The organism is Oculatella sp. FACHB-28 (assembly GCF_014696015.1).
GTDB lineage: Bacteria > Cyanobacteriota > Cyanobacteriia > Elainellales > Elainellaceae > JAAUTN01.
Genome location: NZ_JACJPJ010000026.1, coordinates 1 through 26,547 on the forward strand (window position 1 = coordinate 1; position 26,547 = coordinate 26,547).

Here is a 26,547-nt window from a genome sequence, read left to right on the forward strand (position 1 = left end):
GTAGCATTGTCTCCCTCGACGATGCCCGTTCTTTGCAGTTTGAGTTGAATGACATTGAGGACATTTCATGCTTCTATAATGCCAAATTATGCATTACCCTTGCAGCAACGCCGCTCATACTAAAGCCCGAAACAACACAAATTCCTTGAATCGTGGTGACAGATTGTAGAATTTCTGCATTTTATTAGTATAAGTGAACTATCCTAAAACCATTGCAGAGTAAGAACTTCAGGCTAATTGCCCCTGGTTGCAGCGACGCCCTCATCACCCCTAGAACTGGGATTTCTTGAAAAAATCGCAGTTCTAAATCCCTTGAATCAGTATCATTCTCCGTAACTATGCAGTGATTGCCATCAGCCAATGACAAAGTCAGCCGCATTAATTTGAGTTGTGGCAATACCTGTTAGTAGAGCCAGAGACTCATTTCCAACTTGCACTAGCGTATTGTTCCCGACCTGAGTAATTCGCAAATCGCGGAATCGTAAGCCTCCTGTCAATACAAGGCGATCACGTCCATTTTGAAAATCGACAATGGTATCGCGCCCCTGACGACGAGTTAAAACAAAGCGATCGGTTCCTGCACCTCCAATGAGCCGATCTGCCCCTAATCCTCCTAGGAGCACATCATTTCCGACTGCACCATCAAGTGCATCGTTACCCGCTCCACCTAGCAGTCTATCGTTACCTGCTCCACCTAGCAGTCTATCGTTACCCACTCCACCATCCAAGTTGTCATTTCCACGGTTACCTAGCAACACGTCGTTGCCACCCAACCCTCGGATCGTATTGGCGGCAGCATTACCCCGCAGCGTTTCGCTAGCATTCGTACCGTTAATGACGTTACTGCGGGGAGGTAGGGGAATCGATCCGAGAATGTCGTAGCGACTGAATACGAAGAGGTTGTGATGGCTCAGAGTCAGATTTGGGGTGAGGGTCGCCATATGCACTTGAGCTAGCCCGCCTACTCCGTCAGGATCGAAGAAAAGACGGCCTGTCGAGGATTGATAAATGACGCGATCGCTGGCATCTAAAGCCCCATTGCCAATCCGAAACTGATCTTGGCGAAGAACGGAATTAATCGTTAATCCCATACCCGCATAACCTGGATTCATCCCTGGAGAGATGGAGTCAGCAGCATAGAGAGCGATCGTATCCTCGCGTGAATTAAGGTCTGTAATCTGGTCGGTTCCATCCTGATTTAGCTGGCTGAAAACGAAGCAATCGCGCCCGCTTCCTCCTGTCAGGACATCAAGACCCCTGTCTCCGCGCAAGACATCATTATTGTTGCCACCGAACAATGTATCCTTCCCATCAAGGACATTATTGATTCCTGTGCTTCCATAAAGTTGGTCGTTTCCATCCAACCCCTGAAGCGTGTTTGCCCCATCGTTGCCAAAAATCAAATTGTTTCGGGCATTTCCCGTACCATTCAGACCGCGTAGCAGTTGGAGATTTTCAAATTCACTAGTTAACGTGTAAGACGTAGCACCCGCAACATCAAACAAAATGGTGTCGATATCTGCGACTGTTCCGGTTTCAATAATTTGGTCTAACAGATTCTCGATTTGGTACCTATCATTACCATTTCCACCGGTGAGGCGATTCACTCCTGCGCCACCGGACAGATAATCATTTCCTTCACCACCCTCGATGGTGTCATTGCCAAATCCACCAAACAGACCGTCATTACCAATGCCGCCGGAGATCACATCATTGCCGTTACTGCCAAAAATCTGGTCCTGGCCGTCACCCCCAAATATAGTATCGTTGCCCAAGTGGGGAACTTGATTGGTTTCATCGACTCCACCAAAGATGAAGTCGTTGCCACTGCCGCCTGTGATACTATCGCTCCCATTTCCTCCGGATATCGTATCGTCACCGCTTCCCCCATCGAGTTGGTCGTCGCCATCATTGCCTTCGATCCAGTCGAAGTTGTCGCCTCCCAGCAACGTGTCATTACCCCCATTACCCGTGAGGGTGTCGGGTTCATTGGCTCCCTCAAAAAAGTCATTGCCATTACCGCCGTTGAAAACTGCCATGCGTGTATTTACGGGTAGTACGTGAAAGAATAATTACCATATCCATAATTGTTTTTCCAGAAATAGTGATGGAATTTAAACAACAATCTCAGTTCGGGTTAAGGATGTTGGTAGTGCTTTTTAATAAAGGGTAGAGAAAATTAGGAGTAGCTATTATAGGTCAGCCGTGATTATGCACCGATTCACAGATTTGATCCATCATGAAGCCTTATCTCCTCTGCCCCACCTGTGGTTCCGATGACATTATGAAAAACGGCACTACTCGTCGGGGAAAACAGAACTACAAGTGTCGCGATTGTGGTCGTCAGTTTGTGGAGAATCCTCCGTGGAAACCGAAAGACAAGGACACCTATACTTTGATTGATCGAATGTTGCTGGAACGTATTTCACTAGCAGGTATTGCACGGGTGCTCCAGTTGTCGGAAAGTTGGTTGCAACAGTACGTGAATGCTGTTCATGCTGAGCTACCACAGCGAGCAGAGGTTGTTGCCAAAACAACGTCTCGACTAGTTGTGCAAATGGATGAATTGTGGTCATTTCGCGAGGAATGCAATCTCGTCATTACCCACAGGGGTACTCTGTTTGTCTGACAATTCAGTTGCTTAACTGCAAAATTTATCAGTAGATAGAAACACGAAACGAAGCAGAGCGATCACTTCCAATAACTACCCCTATCAACAGCTTTTTGAAAGCTTTTGGACTCAGAGATCGTCTCTTAACAATTAACCCCAAGTATTTTCGGACTCACTGTACAGTGCCAAATTAAATGAGCTCTTCCCAACTTTTAGTGATCGAGGTTCTTGAGGTAGCCTTAAATCTAGAATCCACATCGCTCAAATTCGCAATCGCATCCATCTTCGCCAAAAGTTGGGAAGAGCCATTAAATGACATTGAGACAAATTAGTGTCGTCGAGCAAAATCTCCTCTGTTGCAGGATTACAGGGAGAATTTGCTCAGTGGACTAGCCTCTGTCCATCAGCATTGCTAATCTGGCTTGAGGCAAAAAAGCAAGCCAGATTTAGCTTCGCTGCTTTAACGACACTAATGTCTCCCCACGTCAAATAAAAGTCACTGTGCACAAATCGGGGATTGCAGAAGCAAAGCCCAACTTAAGGATTCCTATTTATGCAGGCAAGCTGATTCCATTGGGGATGGAAACAAACTGAAGGTCGGTTATTGCTCCGCTTCCTACCAGGAAGATATCCATAGCACTCACGCCAGTTGCGTTGAGAGACAGTTGCTGGAAGCTGTTGTTCTCAAGTGGGGGAATCTCTATAGTTTTGATTGCAGTTCTCTCACTGTCATAGAGTGTAACCGTTCCACCTGCTTCTTCAATGTCGAGTAGACCCACGCTCACAACACCCACTAAAGAATCCCATTGGAAGCTCACCGTGCCTCCTTCCCCGTTGTCATCCGGGTTAGAAGAGTTACCGTCTTCCGAGATGATCAGGACATTACCTTTGTCTGGTGTAGCCAGGTCAGTATCGCCGCCCGTGGGGTTTTCAGAATCAAAGAGCATCAGATCGCCAGAGTCAGAAGAGAGGGAAAGACCCAAATCTGCAAACTGATCGGTGATGACCGTTCCAGCAGCCAGTTCGTCGCCTTCAAAGTCGAGGGTTTCTGTGACTGCGTTGAGTCCAGCAACACCCAGGCGAGGATCTAAATCCAGGGGGGTGTTTAGCTTGAGCTGGATAATCTCGTTGTTGTCGATGTCAGGGCCGCGGCCCACGGAGAAGGGATAGTTGTTGTCGTTGGCTACCAGGATGGTATCCGAATCGAACACTAAGACATCTTCAATGGTCTGGAAGGGAAAGTTGAAAGTGGTGCTGCCGTCCCCATTTAGGTCGTTAGGATCGCTAATGTTCAATAAGTCAACCAGTTCTTCCTTCTTAACAAAGTTCTTGTCGTCAACCTTAGACAGATTAACTTTGAAGATCTTCTTGAATCCGGCTGTCGCTCCCTGATTGTTATCTCGCTCAATTACGAGAAACTCGTTGGTATTAATAGGGGTGAAGTCACCGATCGCATTGTTGGGCGATTCTAGCTGATAGAGTCCAAGTAATCCCTCAAAGGAACTGCTGGCAACATCAAATTCATAGATCCGCAATGAGCCAGTTGGATCACCCACTACGGTTCCTTCTAGCATGGGGTAGAGGGTGGTGCGATCGGGGCTAAAGGCCATGCCTTCAAAGCCACGAGAGCCGCCTAAGTTAGAAACTGCGGGTTCTTCGATGAAGTTGCTGCGGGCAGTAAATCCAGTACCGGGGAAGTCGGTGAAGAAGCCGTCTACTCCTAGTTCGATAAACTGTTCGTATTCATTCAGCGGATCACCGTTATAGCTATCCGGCAGGAAGAAGCTCTCATTCCGCAGAGTATAGAGGTGAACCAGCAACCCGGCATCATGGGCATCTTGAATCAAAGTGGTGGGAGTGCCTGTGACGCGATCGCCATCACTGATAGCACCGTCGCCATTCAGGTCATCGGGCTGACCGTCGCCATCTGCATCGACCGTAGAGAGGGGGACAATGCGCTGCTTGTTGGGTCCGATCCCCGCCGCGTATTCAGCAATTTCAGCCAATCCATCTGGAGTAGACAAGTTGGTGTAGGTGCGAGTGTCGCCGCTGACTACGAAGTCGTAGGGCTGACCTGAACTCCCAAAGAGCTGAACCAGAGGAATGTCGATACCTACTTCGGGCATGATTGTGTCGTTCAGTTCTTTCAGGTTGCTCACCTCAAAGGACTGAATGTAAACCCGGTTGGGGTCGGTGAAGCCTTCGGACACCAGAGTGTCTACCAAAATTTCGCTGGTGTTGTAACCTTGTTGCTGGAAGAAGGTAGGGTGCTTGGTTTCGGGGTAGATGCCGATCTGGCGACCCGTCTCAGCCTCAACTTCTTGCACCAGGTCGATTACCTCAGCCAACGTAGGTACCTTCAATCCATCGTTGTTGAAGGCAGTGCTACGTAGAGCCGGAAGCCGTTCGATCGCGTTCAGTTGCTTGACTTCTGCCAGGGTAAAGTCTTCGGCAAACCAGCCACCGACCAGGCGACCGTCCAGGTTCTTCACGGTTAGACGATCGGCAAATTTGGGTCGCAGATAAACGTCAGTGCTGGTGTCGGTCGTGTTCAGCACGGGGTTGCCGTTGGCATCGCGCTGAATTGTACCGTCGGGGTTGAGCGCTACTACTGCCAACATTGGCTCATGCCGAGCAATCAAAGCACCGTCTTTGGTAACGACCAGGTCAGGCTCAATGAAGTCAGATCCCTGTGCGATCGCCAGCTTGTAAGCTTCTAAAGTATGCTCTGGCCGTAGTCCCGATGCGCCTCGGTGACCGATCACGATCGGAGCTTCACCCGTCAGTGTGTCAAATTCAGTGGTGGCAAGCACGTCTGGGTTTTGAGGCGATCGCACAAATTCACCCGTAATCTGATCGCGCACCAGGTCGCCTATACCAGGAAAGTCGGTGAAATAACCATCTACGCCCAAGTTGATGAACTGCTCATACTCCTCATTGGGACTGCCCTGGTAGTCAGCAGCCAGGAAGCGATCCTCGTCGCGGAAAGTGTAAGCATGAACAAGCAGACCTGCTGCATGGGCATCAGGAATCAGGTTAGAGGGAGTAGTTGTCGTCTTATCTGCATCGTTGACGGCTCCATCACCATTCACGTCGTCAGCCACACCGTCGCCGTTAGCATCTACGCCTTTGACGGAAACAATCATCCGCTTCCAGGGTCCAATGCCGTCAGCATATTCAGCAATTTCTGCCAGTCCTGCTGGAGTTTGCAGATCGCCATAAGTGCGATTGTCCCCATTGACCGCAAAGTCGTAGGGACGGGCATTGACATCTTGATAAATGAGAGAACCATCTAGAGCCACGTCATAAGCATCTAGTAACTGCACCAGCGGAATGTCTGTCTTGGTGTTCAGTTCCTTTAGATTGGAAACTTCAAAGGACTGGATGAAGACGCGGTCAGGCTCGGTAAAGCCAGTTTCCTCCAAAGTTTCCAGCAGGGGTTCTTCTAGAGACAGTCCCAGGTCGTCGTGATAGGTGGGGTGCTTGGTTTCGGGATAGATGCCAATCTTTTTACCCGTGTCTACCTCAATCTGTTTGACCAGGTTGATCACTTCTTCAAAGGTCGGGATCTGGAACACGCCATCGAAGACATCGGTGCGGTAGTCCTGAGGCATGATCGCCCGCAGGGTCTTGATTTCCTCCAGAGTAAAGTCGGAGGCAAAGAATTCGTCCTCATACAGAACGCCGTCAATGACTCCATCACGTCTGCGATCGACAAATTCGGGACGACTGGCAACATCGGTGGTGCCACCCAGGATTGGCTCGTGGCGAGCGATTAATACGCCGTCTTTGGTGGATACCAGGTCAGGCTCGATGAAGTCAGCACCACGAGTGATGGCTAGTCTGTATGCCTCTAGGGTGTGCTCAGGTAATTCGCCACTTGCGCCCCGGTGTCCGATGACAAGCGGATCTTGACCGTTGAGCGTGTTGAGGGTGTTATCGAGCGTATTGACGGTGTTGACGTTAGGCGTTGGAATGGGAGCTTCCAGCAGTTTGCCCGTGGCATCAAAGTGCAGGATGTAGGGACCAAATTCGTCTCCAATCCAGAGCTCGCCATTGCCATCAATCACCAGAGACTCGACATCAAAGTCGGAACCCGTGAGCAGGCGATCGCTCGTTCCCTCATTTTGAATGTCAAATGGAATTAGGTTGTTTGGATCACTAAATTGAACAAACCCTTGCACCTCAACGCTGCGATCGCCCCCTTCAGAACCCGCGAAGTTAGGATCAACCTGATAGATGCGGAGTAAATAGTCGGAACTGTTGAACTTGGAGCCAAAGCCGTTGTCCGAGAGGAACCAATAGGTGGAACCGTCGCCACCAGGAACAAACTGCACACCGCTAAAACCTTGAATAGGAGGGCCTTCAAAAGGACCAGTTCGACCATTTCCTGAAATACCTTCACCCGTTTCAGGTCCCTCTGCGAAAGTATCAGCAGGCAAAGAAGCAAATCCTTCTAGTTCAGCAGGTTCAATGTTTGTGTCAAAATCTGCCATCTCTTGCTAAGACTCCTTAGATACTGAAAATACTGTGGCTAATGGATAAAAATCCAGAAGAATTTTTCATCAAAATGAATGCTGCAATTACGGTTAACGTTGTTTTGAAGACATGCGAAAACAAGGCAGTATTGCAACCCATATATGCAATGCAGTGCATCACATGAGCTGGGTTGTAATACAACCGAAGCAAAATTCATACCCACAAAAACCCTGCCATTCTCAGCTTAAGAAGGCATTAATTGATCTTTAATAGAACAATGTCCTGAGGTTAATTCCGTAAATCTTCTATTACAAGTTACTCTCTGGGTTAATTTCGTTCTATTAGATCTACAAGGCCTGCAAAAATCCTCAAACTTTTCAAGTGTTCTAAAACACACTGACTTAAGGTCTTCTAAAAGAACATATAGTTACCTCAAAAACTGATGTAGCACCCCTCATCCCTAGACTTACTGCGCTATTGCACAGAAAGTTCACTCGTCCGTCAGCGACTCATGCTTCCAGTTCTAGTTGAGTGAGCTGCTTAACTGACAAAACGGGGTGAACCTGGAACGGTGGCTAGGAGGGAAGCAGAGCTTGATTTAGGCTGAGAATTTATCCTCTTCTGCCACTCTGAGAAGAGGATAAATTCTTGTGCTGTTGATGTGCGGTTTAGCTGAATTCATTCAAGCTAATCACAACGAATTTACCTCATTTCAGCTATCCTCCAGTGAGAGTGACAGAAGAGGGATTAGGGTAGGATGCCGTAGGTGAAGGCATTGCAACTTGAAGTCCGCTGTCCCGCCTATCTATTAACCCAGCAATGTAAGTCGCTAAAGCAGAGTGGCTATCTGCAAAGATTTCAGCCTGAAAAATGCAAGATCAATGAGTGCCGGTTTAATAGATGCGAAGCAACTAGATGACGCTTTAGTACCAGATTGGCAAGTACCAGAGTTTGAGCGTGCGAAAGATCAATTTGGATCAATTTTTGAGCAAATTACTGAAGCCCTACTGGCTCATCAGCCTCGCCATTTCCGGTAAAGCTTCTCCGCATAAAACATGCTCTCTTCATTCGGTAGGCGAATCTTCGCCGGTTGATATGGATAAAAGATTTCGATCGCCCGTGTATCTTCGCCCTTGTATAGCAATGGAGTTAAACTCAGCGGAGCGTCGCCTACTCCGCTGGTCTTCAGAACCGTGCTTGAGATTTTGCACCTCACACGGCTCCTCAACCGTCTGGTGCTTGTCACGCAGACTTCGGTGCAATTGGTCATGACGATGTCGATGTAATAGCGCCAGATTGTTCTGTTGATAGTTGGCTGAATTGCCGTCCACATGGTGAACTTTCATCAGCTCCTCTGACTGAAAATACAATCCACATAATTGACACTTCCCTGACTATCAAACCAATAGTTTGACAACTGTTGGTTTGATAGTCGGAGGTGTGCTGATTTCATTGACTCCAGTAAATCCAATCCCCGTCATAGGGACCTCGCTCACCCTGTACTAAGGCTCGCGAAGCAGAATCTTTCAGCGAGTGAGCGACATCAGTGAGCATTGATATTTGACTTGTCGATTGCAAGCCTCAAGTAGTTTCAAGATGGTTGGAATTCCTGCGATCGCTAGCTGGGGGTCAATCGTAAAGTATCGATTCAGGTAACTGAGATAATACTGCTCTTCTTCAAGATGAGTTAAATCTGGACTGACGCGAACGACAAAATCATACGCTTCGATCGTTTTGTTCTTGCCGTTGCAGTTGCCCTCAGTCAAATCGACTCTAAACTCGCCATACTCTAGAAAACAGTGAATTTGAGGAATGAAGTTTAGACCATGTGGCTCAAGCAAACTACTTGCGCCAGTCACGATTTCATCGTTGAGTCGATAGAAGCCAAGATTCTTCGCTTCTTTGGGGTTTTGCCACTTGATTTTGGAGTTGAAGGGGGGATTGCCCTCCAGGTTGTAGCTAACCGTCCAGACCTTTGTTTCTCGGTTTTGAGTAGCTTTCAAAAGATACCCATGATAGGAAACTTGGTTTTCGGGTTCTGGCTCTCTATTTGTAGTTCCATCCGTCATACGATTGCTTTTTAGTCTTGGCTGCTGCTCAGTCCTCAGAGTGAGTAGTAGATAGGCTTTCGTACTTAATCTAAGTGCTGTATCGTACAAGAGCTTACATCTTTGGGTAGAGTCTTTTCCAGGGGTTCACCCATTGGAGTACATTCCTGCCTTATGGGAGAACATAAAAGCCGCCTGATCAGCCTTGATGAAGGCAATTGTGTTCTCTACTACGGCTATGCAAAACACAGAAAACAAGTCTTCTTCCTCTCTAGCGCCTTTAGCAGGGCTGACAGTGCTTCTCGTTGAGGATGAGCCTGATATTGCTGAGCTTTTTACGTTCATTCTCCAAGAGTCTGGAGCTGAGGTTATCCTTGCTAGGTCTGCCCTTGAAGCTCTGGGAGAATTAGGACAGCGGCGACCAGACATCTTGGTCAGCAATGTCAGACTTCCCCAGAAGGATGGACGTTGGCTGATTGAACAGATCAGGCAGCTGGAGGGCACTTGGGGTGAACTTCCAGCCATTGCGGTAACGTCCTACACCAGGGAGTCCAACGCTGAAAACGCATTAGACGCAGGCTTTCAGTATTTTATGTCCAAGCCTTTAGACGCTGATGAGTTAGTTCAAGAAATTCTCAAGCTTGTTGGGCGACAGTGACGGAAAGTAAAGCCTTTTGTGGGAATATCGAATTTTCCCTACAAATTCTGTCAAGGTTCCTGATCCATGTCTCCCAAGGGTGATCTTAGGTTAGATGGTCTCAAGGTGTTGGTTGTAGATGACGATGGTGACAGCCTTCAATTCCTCGTCTTCCTATTTGAGACTTACGGTGCAGAGGTAGCAGCAGCTAGCTCTGCGAGTGACGCATTCCAGGCAGTTCTGGAGTGGCGACCAGACATTTTAGTTAGTGATGTAAGTATGCCTGACGAAGATGGTTACACGTTAATCCGCCGCATTAGAGCGTTGACGGCCCAGCAAGGAGGGCAGGTGCCTGCGATCGCACTAACAGCTAATGCCAAAGAATCAGATCGGCTGCAAGCAATTGCAGCAGGGTGTGGGCAGCATATCGCCAAACCCGCTGACCTGGATGAATTGCTACAAGCTGTGCTGGAGATGGCGGCTAGCAAGATTTGTGTACGCTTTTACAGAAAATGGCGTATCTTTCAGATTCGTGGCGCGGCATCACAAGCGTATAACCCGTGCGACACAAGGGTTTATTATTTTTGTTCCCTTAGTACATATCAAGTCTCACTATCAAATTCATGGCGCAAAAGCTTTATACAACTGCCCAGAATGAGGCATGTTCGTAAAACATGGGATATACGCCACGAATTTGAAAGCTGCGCCATGTTTTGTAAAAACGTACAACAATAGTTAAAACTTTATCTGTCAGTCCTCAGAGCCAGGTTTCATGAGAGCCTTTTTTAGGAACGCCTTTCGAGATCTCCGATGAAGCGATCGCCCATTTGTTCTGCTTACTAAGTGTACAGTGACTTTTTATTTGACGTGGAGACACATTAGTGTCGTTGAAAAAGTAAAGCTAAAGCTGGTCTGCTTTTTGGACTCAAGTCAGATTGGCAATGCTGATGGACAGATGCTAGTCCACTGAGCAACTTCTCCCTGTAATCCTGCAACAGGGGAGATGTTGCTCGACGACACAAATTTGTCTCGATGTCATTTAATTTGGCACTGTACAGCAGAATAGACAGGCAAGGCAGATTTTATATTTTATCTCTTGCTCAGACTTAAGTTGACAATACCCATTTAGGGTAAGGTCAGAGAAAATTGAGCCTTCCTACCTTCTCATGTTTGCGACACAACCCGATTTAGCGTAGCTTCTACTTCTGACTTGCCAAGGCAAGATGAATACCAAGCCCAACGAAGACTATTCCAGTAATGCGTTGCCTCCATGCAGCAAACTGAGTATTTTGTATCAGTCTCCGCATAAATGTACAGGTGGCTAAGATCAACAGAAACTCCAATATCACTCCTACTACCGCAAGAATGAAACCCAGTAGAAGAAACTGAAGTGCGACAGACCCCTTGCTTGGATCAATGAACTGAGGTAGAAACGCCAGAAAAAATAGTATCTCTTTAGGGTTTAAAACACTTATCACTAGAGCCGTTGTAAAGATGCGTCTATTTTCAGTCAGCGTTGCCAGGGTTACTCTCGACTCTGATAAACGATCTTCTTGAACAAGGATTGCTTTGACACCAAGATAGACTAAATAGATTGCGCCAAAGTACTTAATTACCGTAAAGGCGATCGCAGATTCTGCGACGATGGTTGACAAGCCAAGAGTCGCTGCTGAAGTGTGTACTAATGTGCCAGCACTCAGTCCAAGGCTGGTCAAAATGCCTGCTTTATGACCGCCAGCAATGCTCTGCGTCACCACAAGGGTTTGTCCGGGACCGGGAGTGGAGATTAAAGCGATGACTGCAGTTAGATAGGTTATGAGTCTAGTGGGGTCAATCATTTCCTTTCCTTAACTCGGTAAATGCTCATATCAATGTTTTTTGAGGCTGTATGGATTAAGCTTTGTACCTGTAGATGAGCAATAAATCAGCGGAATGAGCAAATGGATAACATAAAGCCTCAGGTCTGCTTTAAAGAATGTTTAAAAAGTTGACTGTAGAATGGGCTAACGACAGCGCGACCCTTGCAACCGTTGGTTCCCTGCTTTAATCCAACCTACGTCATCTTCAATTTAATTGCCCTACTTACTTGCAGATATTTGTATGTTAATCAAACAGTACCGATAATGGCTGTGCTAAGTTATTGGAGTTTTCTGCTGACTTAACTGAGTAAAACTGAGTTTGTAATTGTACAAAACTACAGAGTGCTCATATAACAGTCCTAAATTAGTTGTAGGATGAGCGGATTGTGAGAGACACACCCCAACGGGTGAATAAGCCTGCACCATTTGTGGCTGACAGCGCTCCAGTAGTAATGACAACTATTACCTCCCGTTCCGGTGGTTCTGTCGCAAGAATTATGGTTCCGTTGCAAAGACTTTAAAGTGACAAACGAGTTGGTCTCGTTCGTGTTGTTTAAGCAATCACTCCGAAAATTTCATTGATAAACTCTACTTGAGATACGCTGTCCCCTTGGTTAACCTCCTTCGCTTGCCCTTTGTGAATCATCGCCATTGCTTCGATTCCTCTCAATGTTCTTCTCGCTGTGTTGAACGACTGAAATCCCATCATTGGTTTTACAATCCGCTTCACGTTGCGGTGGTCTTGCTCAATCATGTTGTTCAAATATTTGCTTTGCCGCAATTCGGTCTCGGCTTTTAACGTTTTATCTTGCTTCAATTCATCCATCGCAACGGGATAGGCAGCATTCTTATCGACGGTGATCACCCGTGGAGTTTGAGTGTGCTTGGCTTTCAACACTTTACGGAAAAATCGTGCCGCTGCTTTCCCGTCTCGCTTCGCACTGGGCATAAAATCCAAGGGATTGCCCTCCGCATCCACTGCTCGCTACAAGTATTTCCACTCTCCTTTGATTTTGATGTACGTTTCATCCATCCGCCAGGAATCATTCGCGGGATTGAGAAAGGGACGAATGCGTTTGTCGAGTTCGGGTGCATAATCCTGCACCCACCGATAAATTGTCGTGTGATCTACTGTCACGCCGCGCTCCGCCATCATCTCCTCTAAATCCCGGTAGCTTAAGGAATAGCGACAATACCAGCGCACATTCAGCAGGATGATATTGGACTGGTATTGTCGCCATTTGAACGGAGCTTTAGGATCAACCACGGAACGTCAATTTTCTCTCAATAGGCTCAAACTCTATCATTTTTTGCAACAGAACCAGCAATCCCCCAACTCCATAATTTTGTTAGTCAAGCAGGATATAAATAACCAAGGATTAAGTATAGATTTAGAAGACATTAAAGTTTGGGAGTAAAAGAAATCTTCTCAAAAAAATGCTTTTACTTGAAACAAATACGTCTTTCAGAAGAGATGCGAATCAAAATATTAAAACTATCTTTGTTCGTAGTAAACACAACTGGATATTGCTCATTTTTAGTTCCACAGTCTGAAGCGGCAAAACTTTTTACGAGGACTAATAATGTTTATTTTAAGGCGGTTGAATTCTAAGCTGCTTGCCTATTTAAGCGTCACGCTATTTACGGTTACGCTGTTTGTTAGTCCGCCTGCATTTATGCGTCAGCTCCCGTTTTTCAACGCATCAACTATAGTTCACGCTAGTGTTCAATCTCTCCCAAGCGATTTTATCTCTGCGGATTTAATCGCTTCTGCACCCTCTGAGCCTCCGCTGACCGAGGAGGGAGAGGAAGAGGAAAAATCAGTTGATTTCTTTAGAATTGCAATGGGAGCGATCGCTGGCTTAGTGCTATTTATCTATGGAGTTACTCGATTAGCGGAAGGGCTGGAGGATGTGGGCGAAGCAAGGATGAAAAACCTACTGAGCAAGTTTACAACAAACCGCTTTGCTGGGGTCACAACTGGAATTGTAGCAACAACTTTTCTAGAGTCTTCATCAGTCACAATTATTCTTGTAATTGCAATGGTGAGTGCGGGAATTCTTACCTTTGTGCAGTCTCTAGGTGTTGTCTTGGGCTCAAACATCGGTACTGCTGTCGGCGCACAAATCATTTCGCTCAATATTGAGCTATACGTTCCTATTTTGATGTTTGCAGGACTGCTGGTGTTTTTCGTAGGCAGGACTGAACGCTGGAAAGCGATCGGCATTGTTTTGCTAGGCTTTGGGCTGATGTTTTATGGACTGGAAGCGATCGATTCTGCAATGGAACCGTTTCGCGAATATGAGCCGTTTCTAAACCTGATGGAGCGATTAGGTGAAAATCCGTTGCTTGGTGCATTAGTGGGGGCAATTTTTACCGTTATTGTTCAATCTTCTTCAGCGACTGTAGCGATTGTTGTCACCCTTGCTGGTTCCAACTTAATCGGGTTGGCCGCTGGGATTGCAATTATGTTGGGCGCAGAAATTGGCACTTGTGCCGATACGCTGGTTGCGACGATTGGACGAGGTAGCTACGCGCTACGAACTGGATTGTTTCACCTGCTGTTTAATCTCGTCAGCGCTACGTTGGGCATCTTGTTTGCATCCCAGCTTGCACAGCTTGCACAGTTGGTTTCGGGTGACGATGTGGGACGGCAGATTGCAAATGCTCAAATGATGTTTAATATTATCGGTGTTGTTGTAATGATAGGTTTTTTGCCAATCGTAGCTCGATTGCTCACAAAGCTAGTTCCTGAAACTCAAGCTGATCGCGAGCGCGCGCAGCGACAAACCGAAAAACATCAAGCTAATACAGAGACATTGCAACCTACCTCTGTTTCTCGCTAATTTGCTTCTACAGAACCTCTCGTACTGTTTCATGCGTGAACTCCAACCCGCGCAGTAGGAAGAATTCGGCAATGTCTCTAAAGCTCAGCTTGTAACGGAACCGACAGAGCAGCACTTGGAACACGATATCGGGGGGCACCTCGATGAAATTGAAAGGGGTACCGGTGCGTTCATTGCAGGTGCGATAGCACGCCTTGCAGCGAAACATTGCGTAACCTAAATCAGTGGTGCGTTGCAATCGAGTAGTGTGAGTCGAGCTGCAGTGAGGACAGTTCATCGAAGGCGGACTGAACGGAAGTTGAGGGCAGAAGCTAGTTTATCAGGCAGGGGCTTCTACCCTCAATTTGAGTACTCAGTTCTGACAGTTTCGACATCGGAGGGCAAGGAGGAAAGTTTGAGTCTGCTTACTTTACCATTGACTGGTTTTTGCGACACAACCGAAAATTGAGCCTTCCTACCTTCTCATTTTTGCAACACAACCTCTGGGTTAGCCGCCAAGCGACCATCTTCCATGTAGACAATGCGATCGGCGATGTCTAAAATTCGGTTGTCGTGCGTGACTAATAAGATGGTGCAGCTCTGCTCTTTAGCAAGTTTTTGCATAATTTCTACAGCATCGCGACCTGATTTTTTATCAAGTGCTGCTGTCGGTTCGTCGGCTAGGACGATCTTGGGTTGACTCACCAAGGCACGGGCGATCGCCACTCGCTGTTTTTGCCCGCCCGACAGGCTATCAGCATAATAGTCTACCCGTTGTTGTAGCCCTACTGCTTCTAGCATGGCAACGCTCATTCCATCAACGTCGCGATCGAACATTTTCTCATGCAGTTCCAGTGACATCCGCACATTTTGTTTAGCCGTTAGAAAGGTCAATAGATTATGTGCCTGAAAAATATAGCCAATGTTGCGACGAAGTTGAGTCAACTGTTGTTTGCTGGCATCGTGCAATTCTTGACCGAGAATCTTGAGGCTGCCTTCTTGAGCCGAGCGCAATCCACCCATCAGTGTTAGCAGCGTTGTTTTGCCAGAGCCAGAGGGACCCGTCATGATAATGATTTCACCTGCATAAATATCTAAATTGATGTTAAACAAGGCTTGTTTGCGGAGTTCGCCGCTGCCAAAGTAGTGATTAAGCTGCCGGGCAGAAATAACTGGTTCTGCTACTGTCGAGTAAGATTGATCGAACGGCCAAGTTTGAATCATTGCTTTTGTTCTTATATGTGTGTAAGCGATCAAAAAAATGGACGACCTAAAGCAAAAGCAATGCAGTCTACAATCAGGAGGATACCTAAGCCAATGAGTAGGAATCGCAATATTTTGTGTCCCCATTTCTGCACTGATCGATTAATCGCCTGGATCAAATTAAGACTATGTTCGCCCAGTCCGATATAGAGTCCTAAGAGAGCAATGAGCGGGAAGACAAAGATCGCGTTGTAGATTGCCAGAATACTCATTGTGGTTAAGAGATCAAACTGCGATCGCACAATGCGCTCGATCGCCGCTAAGTAAGGCAGTGCAGTTGGGAAATCCCAAAGCGTTGCAGCGCTACCAAATAGGAAGGTTTGAGCGATCGTTAATTGAGCAGGGCGTTTAGCTTTTTGGGAATCAGCAGCATTTCTAAGGTTCCAGCCCACCAGGAGTAGAACGATGCCAATGATCAGTTGCAACGTGTACATTAGTGAAGGTGGCAAACCTGGTAAATTGATGGTCAACCGACTTGCTCCAAACGCCACTACCAATCCAGCTGTCCAATAAGTGATAAATACTCCCGCAATAAATGAAACTGAGCGAGGAGCTGGGTTAGGAGTACTGAGCAGATACATTTGGACCGCTGTAGTAGTAGGGTTGAGGCTGTCTAGTGCCGCGATTGCAACAAGATAAGCAAGTAAGGATGGCATCTAATTACACCAGGTAAGAACTAGAAAATATCAGCCGGATCAGCAGACTGCAGTTTACGCATTGCAATTCCTCCTGATGCTGCACACATAACAATCGTCAAGGTCAACACAAGCATCGCGCGGCTGAGTGTCATACCAATCGGTAGAAAAGTGGCAGCGGCCGCGACCGAATACAGCCCGACCGAAATGATAAATCCTGGAATAAATCCTAGAACTGCCATAATCAGCGCTTCCTGGATGAGTACGCCAATCAAGTAACCGTCGCTATAGCCCATTGCTTTCAACGTGGCATATTCTGGCAAATGGTCTGATACATCAGAGTAGAGAATTTGATAGACGATAATGGTGCCAACGATAAAACCAATGATTGCGCCAAATCCAAACAAAATCCCGATCGGACTAGTGGTTTCCCAATATTTCTTTTCGTGTGCAATAAACTCTTCATGCGTCAGAATTAGAACACCTTTAAGCTCCGATTGCATTGCAGCCTTAAATTGCTCAACATCGGTGCCCGGTTTCAACTGGATGGCTCCAATATCAATTTCATCGGGCTGGCGGGCTGGAAAGAGCCGAAGGAAAGTTGAATGACTCGTAATGACATTCCCATTGGCAGCGAATGATGCTCCCATGACAAACGTTCCAACGACCTCGACTTGAAAGTTATTAAATTGAATTGGCACCGAGCCGGACTGCTGAAGTTCTTCAACTACATTGCCAAAAAACTGTTCCGCACCAGCGCGATCGTAGAGCATTCGGTTCAGCAACTTCAATTCATTCTGGTGTGCTTGTACATCTGGCAGGGTGATCGCTGAGTTATGAGGATTAATCGCAAACACCATGGTGGGCTGATTCTTTCGAGTTTGAGCATTGCGCCACTCGCCCTGACCAATATAGAGATAGTTAATCGATTCAACTTCTTTAGCTCCTGCTGCCTGATATAGTTGCTGTCTGGGAAAGCTTCTGACTACATTTAGGCTCTCAAACAACGGATTAATCAGAAACAGATCTCCTTGCAGCGAGGTGTAGGGTTTCACGACAGACTCAAACAGGGCATCGAGCAATCCCAATTGAAAAAACATCAAAATATCGGCGAAGGCAATTCCCGCTAAAGCCACCGCAAGACGGGTTTTTTCCCGTTTTAGCTGAAACCATGCCAGAGGTGTTTTACGAAATAGGTTACGCAACATAGGTGACTCTTTTCTACGCTTTAGACCAAACCATGACGGAGAGCAAAAACAACTGCTTGAACGCGATTATCGACTCCAAATTTGTTGAAAATACCTCTGACATGCGTTTTGACAGTATTAGGACTGACATACAACACCTCAGCAATTTCAGTATTACTTTGTCCTTCAATGAGTAACTTGAGAACTTCCATTTCACAGGTTGAAAGTCCCTCTAGATTGGTTGTGTACAATGTCTGCATCATCTTCTTTGCCCAGTTAGGGTAAGGTGTGAATCAACCGATGAGTTGCCAACGAGAATATGAGCGCTTTAGGGTTGAATGGCAACCTGCACTTGCAAATTCGTTAGCCCTGAGACTTGATCGCTGCCGGCTGCATTCAAACGAATTCTGACTTTCACCACCCGCTGATCCAGGTTCTCTCCCGGCTGATTGTTGAAGATCTCCTGCTGACTCACTTGCAGCCCAATTTCCTCGACTGTGCCACGCAATTCTCCAGAGAAAGGTTCACCTGTAATCACTGCCTGTTGCCCGATGCGAATTTCTTTGATGTCACTTTGATAAACTTCGGCAACTACTCGCATTTGGCGGGTTTGCCCCAGATCGGCAATGCCTTTTTCATTAACCACTTCCCCCGCCTTGGCATAGATTTCCAGAATTTGTCCTGCTTGGGGCGATCGCACCTCTGCTTGTCTCAAATCCGCTTTTGCTCGTTGAGCTACGGCGATCGCTTGCTCCACTTTTGCCTGTGCAGTCTGCACATCGATTGGGCGCACTTCGGCAATGCGATTCAGGTTAGCTCTAGCTGACTCAATCTGCGCTTGCAATGTATCAGTCGTTCGGCTTTGATTTGCTTTGCCCTCATTGAACTGCGCTTGCGCTTTTTGGAAAGCTAATCGCCTCTGGTCAAATTGAGATGCAGAGATTGCTCCTTCCTGATAGAGCGATTGATAGCGGTTGTATTCAGAGCGGGCATTATTAACCTCAGCCTCTAAACTTGCTAAGGTCGCTTGCTGTCGCCGAGTTTCACCTGCTAATTCCGCTTGCAAACGCCCAATCTCTGCTTGTTGTGCTTCAATTTCACCCGATTTTGCCCCAGCTCTAACCTGAGCAAGCTCTGCTTGGGCAACGGCAACTTGTTGTTCGGCTTCTAGGAGAGCGCCTTGTAACCGATCGTAGCTGTCTAGAATCGCAATTACTTGATTAGCTTGGACTCGATCGCCCCGTTTGACAAGCAGTTGAGCCACGCGATCGTTACTCAGCGTGGCTGGAACTGACACTTTTGTCACCTCAGTTTCAGGCTCCAACCGACCCAGCGCCACAATAGATTGAATCGTTGGGGTAATCTGAGTGTTCTCTGCTGGCTTCTCTACAACAAATTGCGAAATGCCATAGTAAGCAATTCCTGCTGTAGCAGTAGATGCAACAACGATCAAGGCAAGCATCCAATGATTAGATGGTTTGGATAGTAACTGTAAATTCATGGTGATCACGCAAGTGGTATCGGATAGCGGAGACGATGAAATTTGACATTTCAAATTAAGCAACAAGCTTGAGGCAATTACTCAACTCATTGAGTGGAAACTGGTATTGCACCAGGTTCAAAAGTTTTCTTGAGAGCCTTATTCACAACTAGAAAGACAACTGGAATTAACAACCAGACCAAATCTGACAAATCTGGGCTAACCAGTGCAACTGGAATTGACACCAAGGCACAGATAGGTTCGATCAATGCTTTCACTTGAATTGATCGAATGATTCGATGATCTAAGTCTCTATCCACTAAACGACGTTGGTGAGTTGCATAGATCCAGCTTGTGAATGAGAGAAAACCAATCAGGCAAATATTGGCACTAAACCAGATCTTGGCGAACGGATTGCTGGATAGCCTAAAGACCAAATCATTTGAGAACGGAATCACCAATAAACTCATCAAGTACAAGGTATAGATCAATGAGTGAGTTTCATTAGTCCGCTTGAAGTAATTAAACTGTTGAGTGTGGTTGATCCAGTAAAAAGCAACCAGAATAAAAGTGATGACGTAGATGCCAAGAGACTTAAGCTGTCCAATCAGAAATTGGTTGACTTCCAAACTTGACAGTAATTGAACGGTTTCTGGCAGTCTAAACTCCATGAAGGTGATTGCCATCGCCAGGGCATAAACACAATCGCTCAGCCTTGCTAAAGAGTGAATGGCAGTTTGAGAATTTGAGTAGTCTGGCTGCATGGCTGGTTAGGATGATTCATCTACAGACCATCTAAATCCATCCGTAGCGTTTCTGATACCTATAGCTATCATTGAAACGGATGACACTTGTCATGTCTAACCTTGATAGGTGTCATACCCAGATTGGCAGGCGATCGCGCAAACTAGATAGAACAGGATGGTTAATCTATTCAATGAATCTAGACGCTGGCTCCTCTCCATCACTCCGTCGGACACTGCGCTTTGGCGAATGGCTCCTGCTACTGATGACAATCTTGATTTATGTGCTTGATGAAGCCTCCACACCTGAGCTAATCGTCAAATGTATCGCGTTTAGCACGCTCTTTTTCTGTCTCAGCTTTATCTTGCCGCTCGATCGCCCGCTTGGGCCGCGCCGCGCTTATGTTGCGCTGGAAGTGGGGTTAACGGGCGTTGCGATCGCCTCTGGAGTCGAACTTAGTTTTGTACTTTATCTACTACTGATCAAGGCGTGTTTCTTATTGAGCCGCCGCGAAGTTATTTTGACCAATATTATGGGTGGAGTGGTCTGGTTGGCTAGTTTTGCCTGGCTATATCCGTCACTAATTCAACGAAAACTCCCAGAGTTTGATAGTGTCACTTTGCAGTCTAGTTTGTCCATCACACTGCTACATGCGTTGCTTTACTACGCCAGCGCCAGCATTTTTGTTGTTCTCCTTGGCTTTGTCATCGTGGCAGAACGCGAAAGCCGCCAGCAGGCAGAAGCATTATCCCAGGAGGTTGAAGTGTTGGGTGCCAAACTAGAACGTCTGCGGATTGCGCGTGAAATTCATGATTCCTTAGGGCATACTCTCACCTCATTGGGAGTACAACTGGAAGTTGCTCAGAAATTGCGCGATCGTGATTTAGCCAAGTCCTTTCACTCGGTAGACAATGCCGCCTTATTAGCAAGCCAATGCCTCGAAGATGTGCGGCAACTGGTACAAACGATGCGCTGGCAGTCAGGCTTCAATCTAGATGAGGCGCTACGTGAGCAAGTTGAGCAGATACGCCAGCAGGGAATTGCGACTCAGATTAATTTAAGCTTGCCTGCCCTCTCCCTGCAATCGAGTTATCAGCTTTACTGCATTTTGAAAGAAGGCTTGATTAACATTCAAAAGCACGCCAAGGCAGCTCAAGTGAAGTTGCGGGGAATGGTTGACTTAAACACGATTGTTGTGACGCTGCAAGATGACGGTCAGGGATTTGACCCGGAACAGCCATTAACCGGCTGTGGTTTACCAGGAATGCAGGAACGGGTAGAACTCTTGGGTGGAACCCTTAAAATTAGTACAAGTTCCGAACAGGGAACGCAAATCAAAATTGTTATTCCTTATGATTCGAGTGCTCGTCGTTGATGATCAATCCTTTTTTCGAGAAGGGTTAGTTGCGTTGTTGTCACTAGAGGCAGACATCGAAGTTGTCGGGCAGGCAATGGATGGGAGAGTGGCGATCGATCTGACCGGAAAGCTTCAGCCGGATGTGATTTTGATGGATATTCGGATGCCCAATTGCGATGGAGTCACAGCAACCCATGAAATTCTCCGCAGCTATCCCTGGATTCGCATTCTTGTGCTAACCACGTTTGACGAAGATGACTATGTGTGGAAATTATTGCAGGCAGGGGCGACTGGATATTTGCTTAAAAACACCCCCTCTGGGCAGGTGGCAGATGCCATCCGCACGATTCACAGAGGACACAGTCAGCTCGGACCAACGATCGCAGCCAAAGTCCTTGCCCAACTGCAACCGCCTGTTAGTGCCACCCCAGTTAATCTAACGCTGAGTGATCGAGAGTTGGATGTCTTGAAACTGTTGGGGCAGGGAAAGACGAATCGTGAAATTGCTAAAACCTTGCATATCACTGAGGGAACGGTCAGAAATTACATTAGTCGGATTCTTAGCGAGTTGAACGTAAGCGATCGCACTCAAGCCGCACTTTGGGCAAGCGAAAATTTAGACCGCGATCGCCTTAGCTAGTGCAGATGGTTCCTTCGCCAAAGCCAAGAATTCGGGGTTTTATTAAATTTACGATCCTTAGTGCATCTTCAGGAGACCTTTTTTGCGAGCGGGTCTAACAGAGGACAACCAAAATAATCACATATTCTGGTCTTTAATTCCTGTGCGTTCAACTTATGTTGGGGTTCGACAATCGCTCGTTTCGCCTGAATCCATTTAGGTTCAATTGCATTCAACCAAGGACTCTTGACGGGAAGCTTACAAACAATTAATCGCACTCCAATTCCGGTTTGCTTCACTTGACGATTGTGATTACGAATCCATTGCTTCACTTGTTTGGATAAATGCCATGTTGCATTATCCCAAATCAAGGGCATAACTCGTTTGCCCATCGCACTCACTTAAATCGTCACCCACTCCAAGAACTGGCAAGTCATCTCACTAACTGGACGTTGCCCAACAAAGCGCACCAGCATTTGGGACGATGCTCTCAGGGGCACTGTCAACTTGACCCAAAGGTAGAATAATCGTACTGATCTCACGCCGTTCGTAACATCTTGCTCATGTACTCCCGTCATCGATTTCCCGGCGAGATTATTAGTTATTGCGTCTGGCTGTATTACACCTTTCCTTTGAGCTACCGAGATATCGAGGAAATGATGCTGTATCGGGGCATTGAGGTAACCTACGAAACGATTCGGGAATGGTGCCAGAAGTTTGGGCAGCAATACGCGAATCAGGTGCGGCGCAAGCGTTCTTACGTCACCGACAAATGGCACCTCGATGAGATGGTGGTGACGGTCAAAAAACAGCAATATTATCTGTGGCGGGCAGTGGATAGTGAGGGAAACGTGCTAGAGGTCTTACTGCAACGTCATCGGGACACAGAGGCAGCGAAGCGGTTCTTCCGCAAGCTGCTGAAGAAACAGGGCTTTGTGCCACGGGTAATGGTGAGCGACAAGCTGAAGAGTTACGAAGCGGCGAAGAAACAGGTGATGCCGAGTGTAGAGCATCGACAGCACAAGAGATTGAACAATCGAGCCGAGAACTCGCATCAACCGACCCGAGTGCGGGAGCGACGAATGCGACGCTTCAAATCTCCAGGACAAGCGCAACGATTTCTTTCTACTTTTGACCCGATTCGTGCACACTTTCATCCCAAACAACACGAACTGAGTGCGAAACGATATCGAGAACAACTGCGCCAACGCTTTGACGATTGGTGGGAAATCACCTGTGTGAAAGAGGCTGCGTAAACTTGAGCGAGACTGACGATTAGGGGAATTACGTGCTTAATTTTAAATATTCCCGGTTAAGTTGATAGTGCCGCTCTATCGTGGCATTGAGGTGAGCTATGAATCAAGCCGGAAATGGTGTCATAAGTTTGGGCAGCAATACGCCAAGCAGGTACGGGGCAAACGTCCGTATCTCACGGATAAGCGGCATCTCGATGAGGTCGTGATCACGATCAAAGGACAGCAGTATTACTTGTGGCGTGCAGTAGATTCAGAGGGCAACGTGCTCGATGTTTTGATGCAGCAGCATCGAGACAAAAAGGCAGCCAAGCGATTTTTCCACAAGCTCCTGGAGCAGCAAGGCTTTGGTCTACGGGCGATCGTAAGCGACAAGTTGAGAAGCTACGAAGCTGCCAAGAATGGGATGCTCAAGCGCGTAGAGCACCGACAGCACAAGGGGTTAAATAACCCTTGCAGAGAACTCGCATCAGCCGACACGAACACGGGAGCGACGCATGAGGAGGTTCAAGTCACCTGAGCAAGCGCAACGATTTCTTGCCGCCTTTGAACCGATTCGAGACCACTTCCACCCAAAGCAACATCAGCTGACTGCTCATCGCTATCGTGAACAGCTGCGCCAACGAATTGAAGATTGGCAAGAGATTGTTGGCTTGAAATCTACCGCATAATCCTGCCATTCCAACTTGCCAAGAATTATCGTGCTTATTCTTCAATTTCTTCGATTAAGTTGATGATATCGTCTGTAGCTGTGAAACCCTTGCTACCGTCGATGGCAGACTGGTCTTTGTCGTAGTTGCCACTGACGCACCAATGATTGTGACGAGTCCACGGCAGACTCAGGAGCAGACTTGATCGGGTAGTCATCCTCATCCTGCGCTGACTGGCACAGATTCAATCGGATCGCAGCGCCCCCTCAATCGCTGTGCCAGTTGTTACGGCGCTAACGAAACGAAGTAGCCAGATCTAGGCTGCCTTGGGTGAGGGTGCTTCAGATACAACCAGCGCTCCTACTCGGGTCCGTCACTTGCTAGGCTGAAACAAGTGTACTAGTGACAAAGACTGTGAGCAACTGCACGATTGTCTGGTTTCGCCGCGACCTGCGCCTGTCTGACCATGCTCCCTTAGCGCGAGCCGCCCGCCGAGGAAGGGTGATTCCTGTCTTCGTGTTCGATCGCGCCCTGCTGCATCACCCCGAAACTGCACCCGCACGTGTCGCCTTCATGCTGAAGTGCTTGCAATCGCTTGACCAAGATTTGCGCGATCGCGGCGGGCGGTTGATCCTGCGCTTTGGCGATCCAGTTAAGGTGCTGCCGCAACTGATTCACGACACGCAAGCAGACGGCATCTATGCTCACATCGACTTCGAGCGCCTGTACGGTCGGGTGCGCGATGCTCGCCTCAATTGTGCTCTCGCTGAACAAAACCTGAAGATTCGCTGGTTTGAGTCAGCGGGCACAACCGCAGAACTCGTGACCACTGGTCAATATCGGCAGTTGTGGTCCGAGCAGATGAGCGAGGCGCTCGTCTCCACACCGACTTGTGTCGATGTGCCGCCCGATGTGCCCAGTGAACCACTCCCTACACTGACCGACTTGGGACTGGTCGATGACGGCAAGCCCATCCCTCCTGCGGGTACACAGGTTGCATCCAAGCTGCTCGCTCGCTTCCTGGAGCAGAAGACGCAGCGCTACTACTGGCAGCTATCCTACCCCAGCGCCCATGCCACCAGCGGACTCAGCCCGCACCTCAAGTTTGGCGTCATCTCCTTGCGCGAATGCTATCAAGCCGCCCAACAACTGAAAGCATCACCGGATGAGCGAGTCCAGCGCAGCCGCCAGCAGTTTGTTTCACGGCTGCGTTGGAACAGTGGTTTTGCTCAGCGCTTTCGCTACCTGCCGCAGATGGAGGTCAGGTCGCTCTACCGTCACTTCGACGAAGAGGGCTTCGCCTTCGATGAAAATTTGTACCAAGCGTGGCAGCAGGGGCAAACGGGTTTTCCAATCGTCGATGCTGCCGCTCGCTGCCTATTAGCGACTGGAGGCTGGCAAGCGTTCAACTTTCGCACTCGTGCCTGCTATGCCAGCTTCTTGAGCAACCTGCTGGGCATGGACTGGCGCTACGGGGCATTGCACTTTATGCGACATCTCATCGACGGTGATTGTCCAATCGATCATTACCAGTGGGCGATGCAGGCTGGAATTACCTCAGCGGTCGACAAGAGTTGGACGCGCATCTACAATCCCGGTCAAGCTGCGGTGGATCGCTTTGACCCACAAGGACAGTTCATCAAGCGATGGGTGCCCGAACTGCGGCATCTGCGCCCGAATCAGCTTGGCTCACCCCCAACCACCAAGGGTTATCCTGCCCCTATCCTCGACTATAAGCAGGCACGAGCGCAGCGCGTTAAGCAACTTCAGCGCCAGCGACAGGTGTTCGTTGAGCAGTCCGATATCATGCCGCATCTTGCGCCTCTCCCCGCTAGCTTGGTGCCGTTTGGCAGCGATGGCCTCGCCTCCTCTGGGCGGGTTGTTTGTGATGTAGTTTGGGCAAGCGGAGATAATCATCACCTATTTCCGCTTGCGATCGACTTAACCACCCTTAATGGGGAGCAAGCCGCGATTTTGAGAAGCTGGTTTGTTGCACCAGTTACCTCGTCTCCAGTCGAGCGTGCCAGCCAGCAGACGACAGGAGTGATGCAGTTTAATCTCCTGTAGTGTGCTCTGGATGATGTGATGCTCACTACGGTGGGTGATGCGTGTCAATCTTGAGGAGAGCTTCGATGTTCTGACACGCATCACCACTCAACCGGTTCTGTCGATTGCAGATACGAACGGACGAGCGATGCAGACAAGTCCAAGCGAATTGACCCACAACGCCTTGTGTACGGGGTGGCTTTGTTTGCGGTGCTGTCGTTTCACGGGCGATCGCCATGACAAAAATGGTCATTCTAGGCAACACCTCATAATCAGGTTTTGGACTGATGCGAGCGTCATAAGAACCTTCACCTCCTGGAGATCGCCTGTGGGTTGAAAAGTATGGGCAATGATGCAGCGATGCAGTAGAATCTTGGGTCAATTACTGCACGGAGGTTGAATCATGTCAGAACCAATATCCAAATCCGTTAACCAGACCGTCATTAACCTGCTGACTCTGTTGGCACAGCAGGGCGACCCGGAGGCGATCGCCGCCCTTGAGCGGGACAATAGTTCTGATGGTGAATTAGAGCCGGCTGATGGCGCTGAGGCTGGAGCGGTGAAGATTATGCTCGATACAGCAGATACCGATTACCTCATCACCGAGCATGGTGTAACCGCAGCGCCAAAGTCAGACCAACGGGAGACGGATATCCTCTAAATCCGCGTTTGCGTCAAACTTTGTAATACCGCTTATCCAACGTGACTTTGATTTTTTGCACCTGTTAACTGACCCACCTACTTTGGCAGCGGTTTGACGTAGCGCCGTTTTATCAGACCGAGGCAGTATGGGTCAAACAGATTACTACTCATTCTGTCCCTGTACTGGCGTAGTACCATAACAACGCAATCGC

The 26,547-nt window shown here is 47.9% G+C and carries 25 protein-coding genes and 3 pseudogenes; 12 read left to right on the forward strand and 16 right to left on the reverse strand.

The window, feature by feature from the left end:
- Positions 1–353 precede the first annotated feature (353 nt).
- Positions 354–2,039: a calcium-binding protein gene (locus H6F88_RS33805; RefSeq protein WP_190640984.1), complete on the reverse strand. Its 1,686-nt coding sequence runs from the start codon at positions 2,037–2,039 to the stop codon at positions 354–356.
- A 200-nt stretch (positions 2,040–2,239) separates the two neighbouring features.
- Between H6F88_RS33805 and H6F88_RS01495 the strand changes: the two genes are divergently transcribed.
- Positions 2,240–2,629 carry an IS1 family transposase gene (locus tag H6F88_RS01495; protein WP_190640985.1) on the forward strand — a complete coding sequence of 130 codons (390 nt, stop codon included), beginning with the start codon at positions 2,240–2,242 and terminating at the stop codon, positions 2,627–2,629.
- Between the two features lie 533 nt (positions 2,630–3,162).
- Here H6F88_RS01495 and H6F88_RS01500 read toward each other — a convergent pair.
- Complete coding sequence (locus tag H6F88_RS01500) at positions 3,163–7,107, reverse strand: glycerophosphodiester phosphodiesterase family protein (protein WP_190640986.1); 3,945 nt, start codon at positions 7,105–7,107, stop codon at positions 3,163–3,165.
- 822 nt (positions 7,108–7,929) lie between these two features.
- On the opposite strand from H6F88_RS01500, the gene H6F88_RS01505 reads away from it, so the two are divergent.
- Positions 7,930–8,127 (forward strand): hypothetical protein, encoded by a 198-nt coding sequence (locus H6F88_RS01505; RefSeq protein ID WP_190796426.1) that lies wholly within the window; start codon positions 7,930–7,932, stop codon positions 8,125–8,127.
- 27 nt (positions 8,128–8,154) lie between these two features.
- Here the strand turns inward: H6F88_RS01505 and H6F88_RS01510 are convergent, their stop codons facing one another.
- Complete coding sequence (locus H6F88_RS01510; RefSeq protein WP_190640988.1) at positions 8,155–8,436, reverse strand: hypothetical protein; 282 nt, start codon at positions 8,434–8,436, stop codon at positions 8,155–8,157.
- Between the two features lie 180 nt (positions 8,437–8,616).
- Positions 8,617–9,159: a hypothetical protein gene (locus tag H6F88_RS01515; RefSeq protein ID WP_190640989.1), complete on the reverse strand. Its 543-nt coding sequence runs from the start codon at positions 9,157–9,159 to the stop codon at positions 8,617–8,619.
- 217 nt (positions 9,160–9,376) lie between these two features.
- Between H6F88_RS01515 and H6F88_RS01520 the strand changes: the two genes are divergently transcribed.
- Complete coding sequence (locus tag H6F88_RS01520; RefSeq protein ID WP_190640990.1) at positions 9,377–9,796, forward strand: response regulator; 420 nt, start codon at positions 9,377–9,379, stop codon at positions 9,794–9,796.
- 66 nt (positions 9,797–9,862) lie between these two features.
- On the forward strand, positions 9,863–10,510 hold the full coding sequence (locus H6F88_RS01525; RefSeq protein WP_190640991.1) for a response regulator: 648 nt from the start codon (positions 9,863–9,865) through the stop codon (positions 10,508–10,510).
- 464 nt (positions 10,511–10,974) lie between these two features.
- Here H6F88_RS01525 and H6F88_RS01530 read toward each other — a convergent pair whose 3' ends face one another.
- Together H6F88_RS01530 and H6F88_RS01535 are read right to left on the reverse strand one after the other, a co-directional pair.
- Complete coding sequence (locus tag H6F88_RS01530; protein WP_190640992.1) at positions 10,975–11,613, reverse strand: LysE family translocator; 639 nt, start codon at positions 11,611–11,613, stop codon at positions 10,975–10,977.
- A gap of 574 nt (positions 11,614–12,187) precedes the next feature.
- Positions 12,188–12,901: pseudogene (locus tag H6F88_RS01535) on the reverse strand (IS6 family transposase).
- Positions 12,902–13,217: 316 nt separating this feature from the next.
- Between H6F88_RS01535 and H6F88_RS01540 the strand changes: the two are divergent.
- Positions 13,218–14,480 carry a Na/Pi symporter gene (locus tag H6F88_RS01540; RefSeq protein WP_190640993.1) on the forward strand — a complete coding sequence of 421 codons (1,263 nt, stop codon included), beginning with the start codon at positions 13,218–13,220 and terminating at the stop codon, positions 14,478–14,480.
- Positions 14,481–14,496: 16 nt separating this feature from the next.
- On the opposite strand, the pseudogene H6F88_RS34260 reads toward H6F88_RS01540, so the two are convergent.
- The 7 genes and pseudogenes from H6F88_RS34260 to H6F88_RS01570 all read right to left on the reverse strand — a co-directional run.
- Positions 14,497–14,757: pseudogene (locus H6F88_RS34260) on the reverse strand (IS6 family transposase); the annotation flags it as partial.
- Between the two features lie 185 nt (positions 14,758–14,942).
- Positions 14,943–15,683: a DevA family ABC transporter ATP-binding protein gene (locus H6F88_RS01545; protein ID WP_190640994.1), complete on the reverse strand. Its 741-nt coding sequence runs from the start codon at positions 15,681–15,683 to the stop codon at positions 14,943–14,945.
- Between the two features lie 29 nt (positions 15,684–15,712).
- Positions 15,713–16,378 carry a GAP family protein gene (locus H6F88_RS01550; RefSeq protein ID WP_190640995.1) on the reverse strand — a complete coding sequence of 222 codons (666 nt, stop codon included), beginning with the start codon at positions 16,376–16,378 and terminating at the stop codon, positions 15,713–15,715.
- A 20-nt stretch (positions 16,379–16,398) separates the two neighbouring features.
- Positions 16,399–17,565: an ABC transporter permease DevC gene (gene devC / locus H6F88_RS01555; protein WP_190640996.1), complete on the reverse strand. Its 1,167-nt coding sequence runs from the start codon at positions 17,563–17,565 to the stop codon at positions 16,399–16,401.
- Between the two features lie 20 nt (positions 17,566–17,585).
- Positions 17,586–17,786: pseudogene (locus H6F88_RS01560) on the reverse strand (response regulator transcription factor); the annotation flags it as partial.
- Positions 17,787–17,872: 86 nt separating this feature from the next.
- Complete coding sequence (locus tag H6F88_RS01565; RefSeq protein ID WP_190640998.1) at positions 17,873–19,045, reverse strand: ABC exporter membrane fusion protein; 1,173 nt, start codon at positions 19,043–19,045, stop codon at positions 17,873–17,875.
- Between the two features lie 86 nt (positions 19,046–19,131).
- Complete coding sequence (locus H6F88_RS01570) at positions 19,132–19,788, reverse strand: TMEM175 family protein (protein ID WP_190640999.1); 657 nt, start codon at positions 19,786–19,788, stop codon at positions 19,132–19,134.
- A gap of 92 nt (positions 19,789–19,880) precedes the next feature.
- On the opposite strand from H6F88_RS01570, the gene H6F88_RS01575 reads away from it, so the two are divergent.
- Entirely contained in the window at positions 19,881–21,143 is a 1,263-nt protein-coding gene (locus H6F88_RS01575) for a sensor histidine kinase (RefSeq protein WP_199313840.1), read from the forward strand.
- Positions 21,121–21,765, forward strand: a complete 645-nt coding sequence (locus H6F88_RS01580; RefSeq protein ID WP_190641000.1) for a response regulator transcription factor — start codon at positions 21,121–21,123, stop codon at positions 21,763–21,765. Before H6F88_RS01575 ends, H6F88_RS01580 begins: the two co-directional genes overlap by 23 nt.
- A gap of 68 nt (positions 21,766–21,833) precedes the next feature.
- On the opposite strand, the gene H6F88_RS34265 is transcribed toward H6F88_RS01580, so the two are convergent.
- A complete protein-coding gene (locus H6F88_RS34265; RefSeq protein ID WP_199333402.1) occupies positions 21,834–22,136 on the reverse strand; it encodes a transposase in 303 nt (100 codons plus the stop codon).
- Between the two features lie 171 nt (positions 22,137–22,307).
- Between H6F88_RS34265 and H6F88_RS01590 the strand changes: the two genes are divergently transcribed.
- The 3 genes from H6F88_RS01590 to H6F88_RS33020 all read left to right on the forward strand — a co-directional run bounded on the left by H6F88_RS01590 (position 22,308) and on the right by H6F88_RS33020 (position 23,668).
- Entirely contained in the window at positions 22,308–23,000 is a 693-nt protein-coding gene (locus H6F88_RS01590) for an IS6 family transposase (RefSeq protein ID WP_190641001.1), read from the forward strand.
- Between the two features lie 67 nt (positions 23,001–23,067).
- Positions 23,068–23,517, forward strand: coding sequence for an IS6 family transposase (locus tag H6F88_RS01595; protein ID WP_347277650.1), 450 nt, complete (start codon positions 23,068–23,070; stop codon positions 23,515–23,517).
- Positions 23,495–23,668: a hypothetical protein gene (locus H6F88_RS33020; protein ID WP_242050349.1), complete on the forward strand. Its 174-nt coding sequence runs from the start codon at positions 23,495–23,497 to the stop codon at positions 23,666–23,668. Before H6F88_RS01595 ends, H6F88_RS33020 begins: the two co-directional genes overlap by 23 nt.
- 34 nt (positions 23,669–23,702) lie before the next feature.
- Here H6F88_RS33020 and H6F88_RS01600 read toward each other — a convergent pair whose 3' ends face one another.
- A complete protein-coding gene (locus H6F88_RS01600; protein WP_190641002.1) occupies positions 23,703–23,864 on the reverse strand; it encodes a hypothetical protein in 162 nt (53 codons plus the stop codon).
- Positions 23,865–24,049: 185 nt separating this feature from the next.
- Between H6F88_RS01600 and H6F88_RS01605 the strand changes: the two genes are divergently transcribed.
- Positions 24,050–25,714: a deoxyribodipyrimidine photo-lyase gene (locus H6F88_RS01605; RefSeq protein ID WP_347277651.1), complete on the forward strand. Its 1,665-nt coding sequence runs from the start codon at positions 24,050–24,052 to the stop codon at positions 25,712–25,714.
- Between the two features lie 25 nt (positions 25,715–25,739).
- Here H6F88_RS01605 and H6F88_RS01610 read toward each other — a convergent pair whose 3' ends face one another.
- A complete protein-coding gene (locus H6F88_RS01610; RefSeq protein WP_190641003.1) occupies positions 25,740–26,075 on the reverse strand; it encodes a hypothetical protein in 336 nt (111 codons plus the stop codon).
- Between the two features lie 21 nt (positions 26,076–26,096).
- Here H6F88_RS01610 and H6F88_RS01615 point away from each other — a divergent pair, with 21 nt between their 5' ends.
- The gene (locus H6F88_RS01615; RefSeq protein ID WP_190641004.1) at positions 26,097–26,354 is read left to right on the forward strand and encodes a hypothetical protein; all 258 of its coding nucleotides are present in this window, start codon (positions 26,097–26,099) and stop codon (positions 26,352–26,354) included.
- Positions 26,355–26,547 lie beyond the last annotated feature (193 nt).

Bases quoted from the DNA above. Each gene is read 5' to 3' on its own strand.
- H6F88_RS33805 (WP_190640984.1), bottom strand. From the start codon at position 2,039: ATGGCAGTTTTCAACGGCGGTAATGGCAATGACTTTTTTGAGGGAGCC.
- H6F88_RS01495 (WP_190640985.1), top strand. From the start codon at position 2,240: ATGAAGCCTTATCTCCTCTGCCCCACCTGTGGTTCCGATGACATTATG.
- H6F88_RS01500 (WP_190640986.1), bottom strand. From the start codon at position 7,107: ATGGCAGATTTTGACACAAACATTGAACCTGCTGAACTAGAAGGATTT.
- H6F88_RS01510 (WP_190640988.1), bottom strand. From the start codon at position 8,436: ATGAAAGTTCACCATGTGGACGGCAATTCAGCCAACTATCAACAGAAC.
- H6F88_RS01515 (WP_190640989.1), bottom strand. From the start codon at position 9,159: ATGACGGATGGAACTACAAATAGAGAGCCAGAACCCGAAAACCAAGTT.
- H6F88_RS01520 (WP_190640990.1), top strand. From the start codon at position 9,377: ATGCAAAACACAGAAAACAAGTCTTCTTCCTCTCTAGCGCCTTTAGCA.
- H6F88_RS01525 (WP_190640991.1), top strand. From the start codon at position 9,863: ATGTCTCCCAAGGGTGATCTTAGGTTAGATGGTCTCAAGGTGTTGGTT.
- H6F88_RS01530 (WP_190640992.1), bottom strand. From the start codon at position 11,613: ATGATTGACCCCACTAGACTCATAACCTATCTAACTGCAGTCATCGCT.
- H6F88_RS01540 (WP_190640993.1), top strand. From the start codon at position 13,218: ATGTTTATTTTAAGGCGGTTGAATTCTAAGCTGCTTGCCTATTTAAGC.
- H6F88_RS01545 (WP_190640994.1), bottom strand. From the start codon at position 15,683: ATGATTCAAACTTGGCCGTTCGATCAATCTTACTCGACAGTAGCAGAA.
- H6F88_RS01550 (WP_190640995.1), bottom strand. From the start codon at position 16,378: ATGCCATCCTTACTTGCTTATCTTGTTGCAATCGCGGCACTAGACAGC.
- devC (WP_190640996.1), bottom strand. From the start codon at position 17,565: ATGTTGCGTAACCTATTTCGTAAAACACCTCTGGCATGGTTTCAGCTA.
- H6F88_RS01565 (WP_190640998.1), bottom strand. From the start codon at position 19,045: ATGAATTTACAGTTACTATCCAAACCATCTAATCATTGGATGCTTGCC.
- H6F88_RS01570 (WP_190640999.1), bottom strand. From the start codon at position 19,788: ATGCAGCCAGACTACTCAAATTCTCAAACTGCCATTCACTCTTTAGCA.
- H6F88_RS01575 (WP_199313840.1), top strand. From the start codon at position 19,881: ATGTCTAACCTTGATAGGTGTCATACCCAGATTGGCAGGCGATCGCGC.
- H6F88_RS01580 (WP_190641000.1), top strand. From the start codon at position 21,121: ATGATTCGAGTGCTCGTCGTTGATGATCAATCCTTTTTTCGAGAAGGG.
- H6F88_RS34265 (WP_199333402.1), bottom strand. From the start codon at position 22,136: ATGGGCAAACGAGTTATGCCCTTGATTTGGGATAATGCAACATGGCAT.
- H6F88_RS01590 (WP_190641001.1), top strand. From the start codon at position 22,308: ATGTACTCCCGTCATCGATTTCCCGGCGAGATTATTAGTTATTGCGTC.
- H6F88_RS33020 (WP_242050349.1), top strand. From the start codon at position 23,495: ATGAGGAGGTTCAAGTCACCTGAGCAAGCGCAACGATTTCTTGCCGCC.
- H6F88_RS01600 (WP_190641002.1), bottom strand. From the start codon at position 23,864: ATGACTACCCGATCAAGTCTGCTCCTGAGTCTGCCGTGGACTCGTCAC.
- H6F88_RS01615 (WP_190641004.1), top strand. From the start codon at position 26,097: ATGTCAGAACCAATATCCAAATCCGTTAACCAGACCGTCATTAACCTG.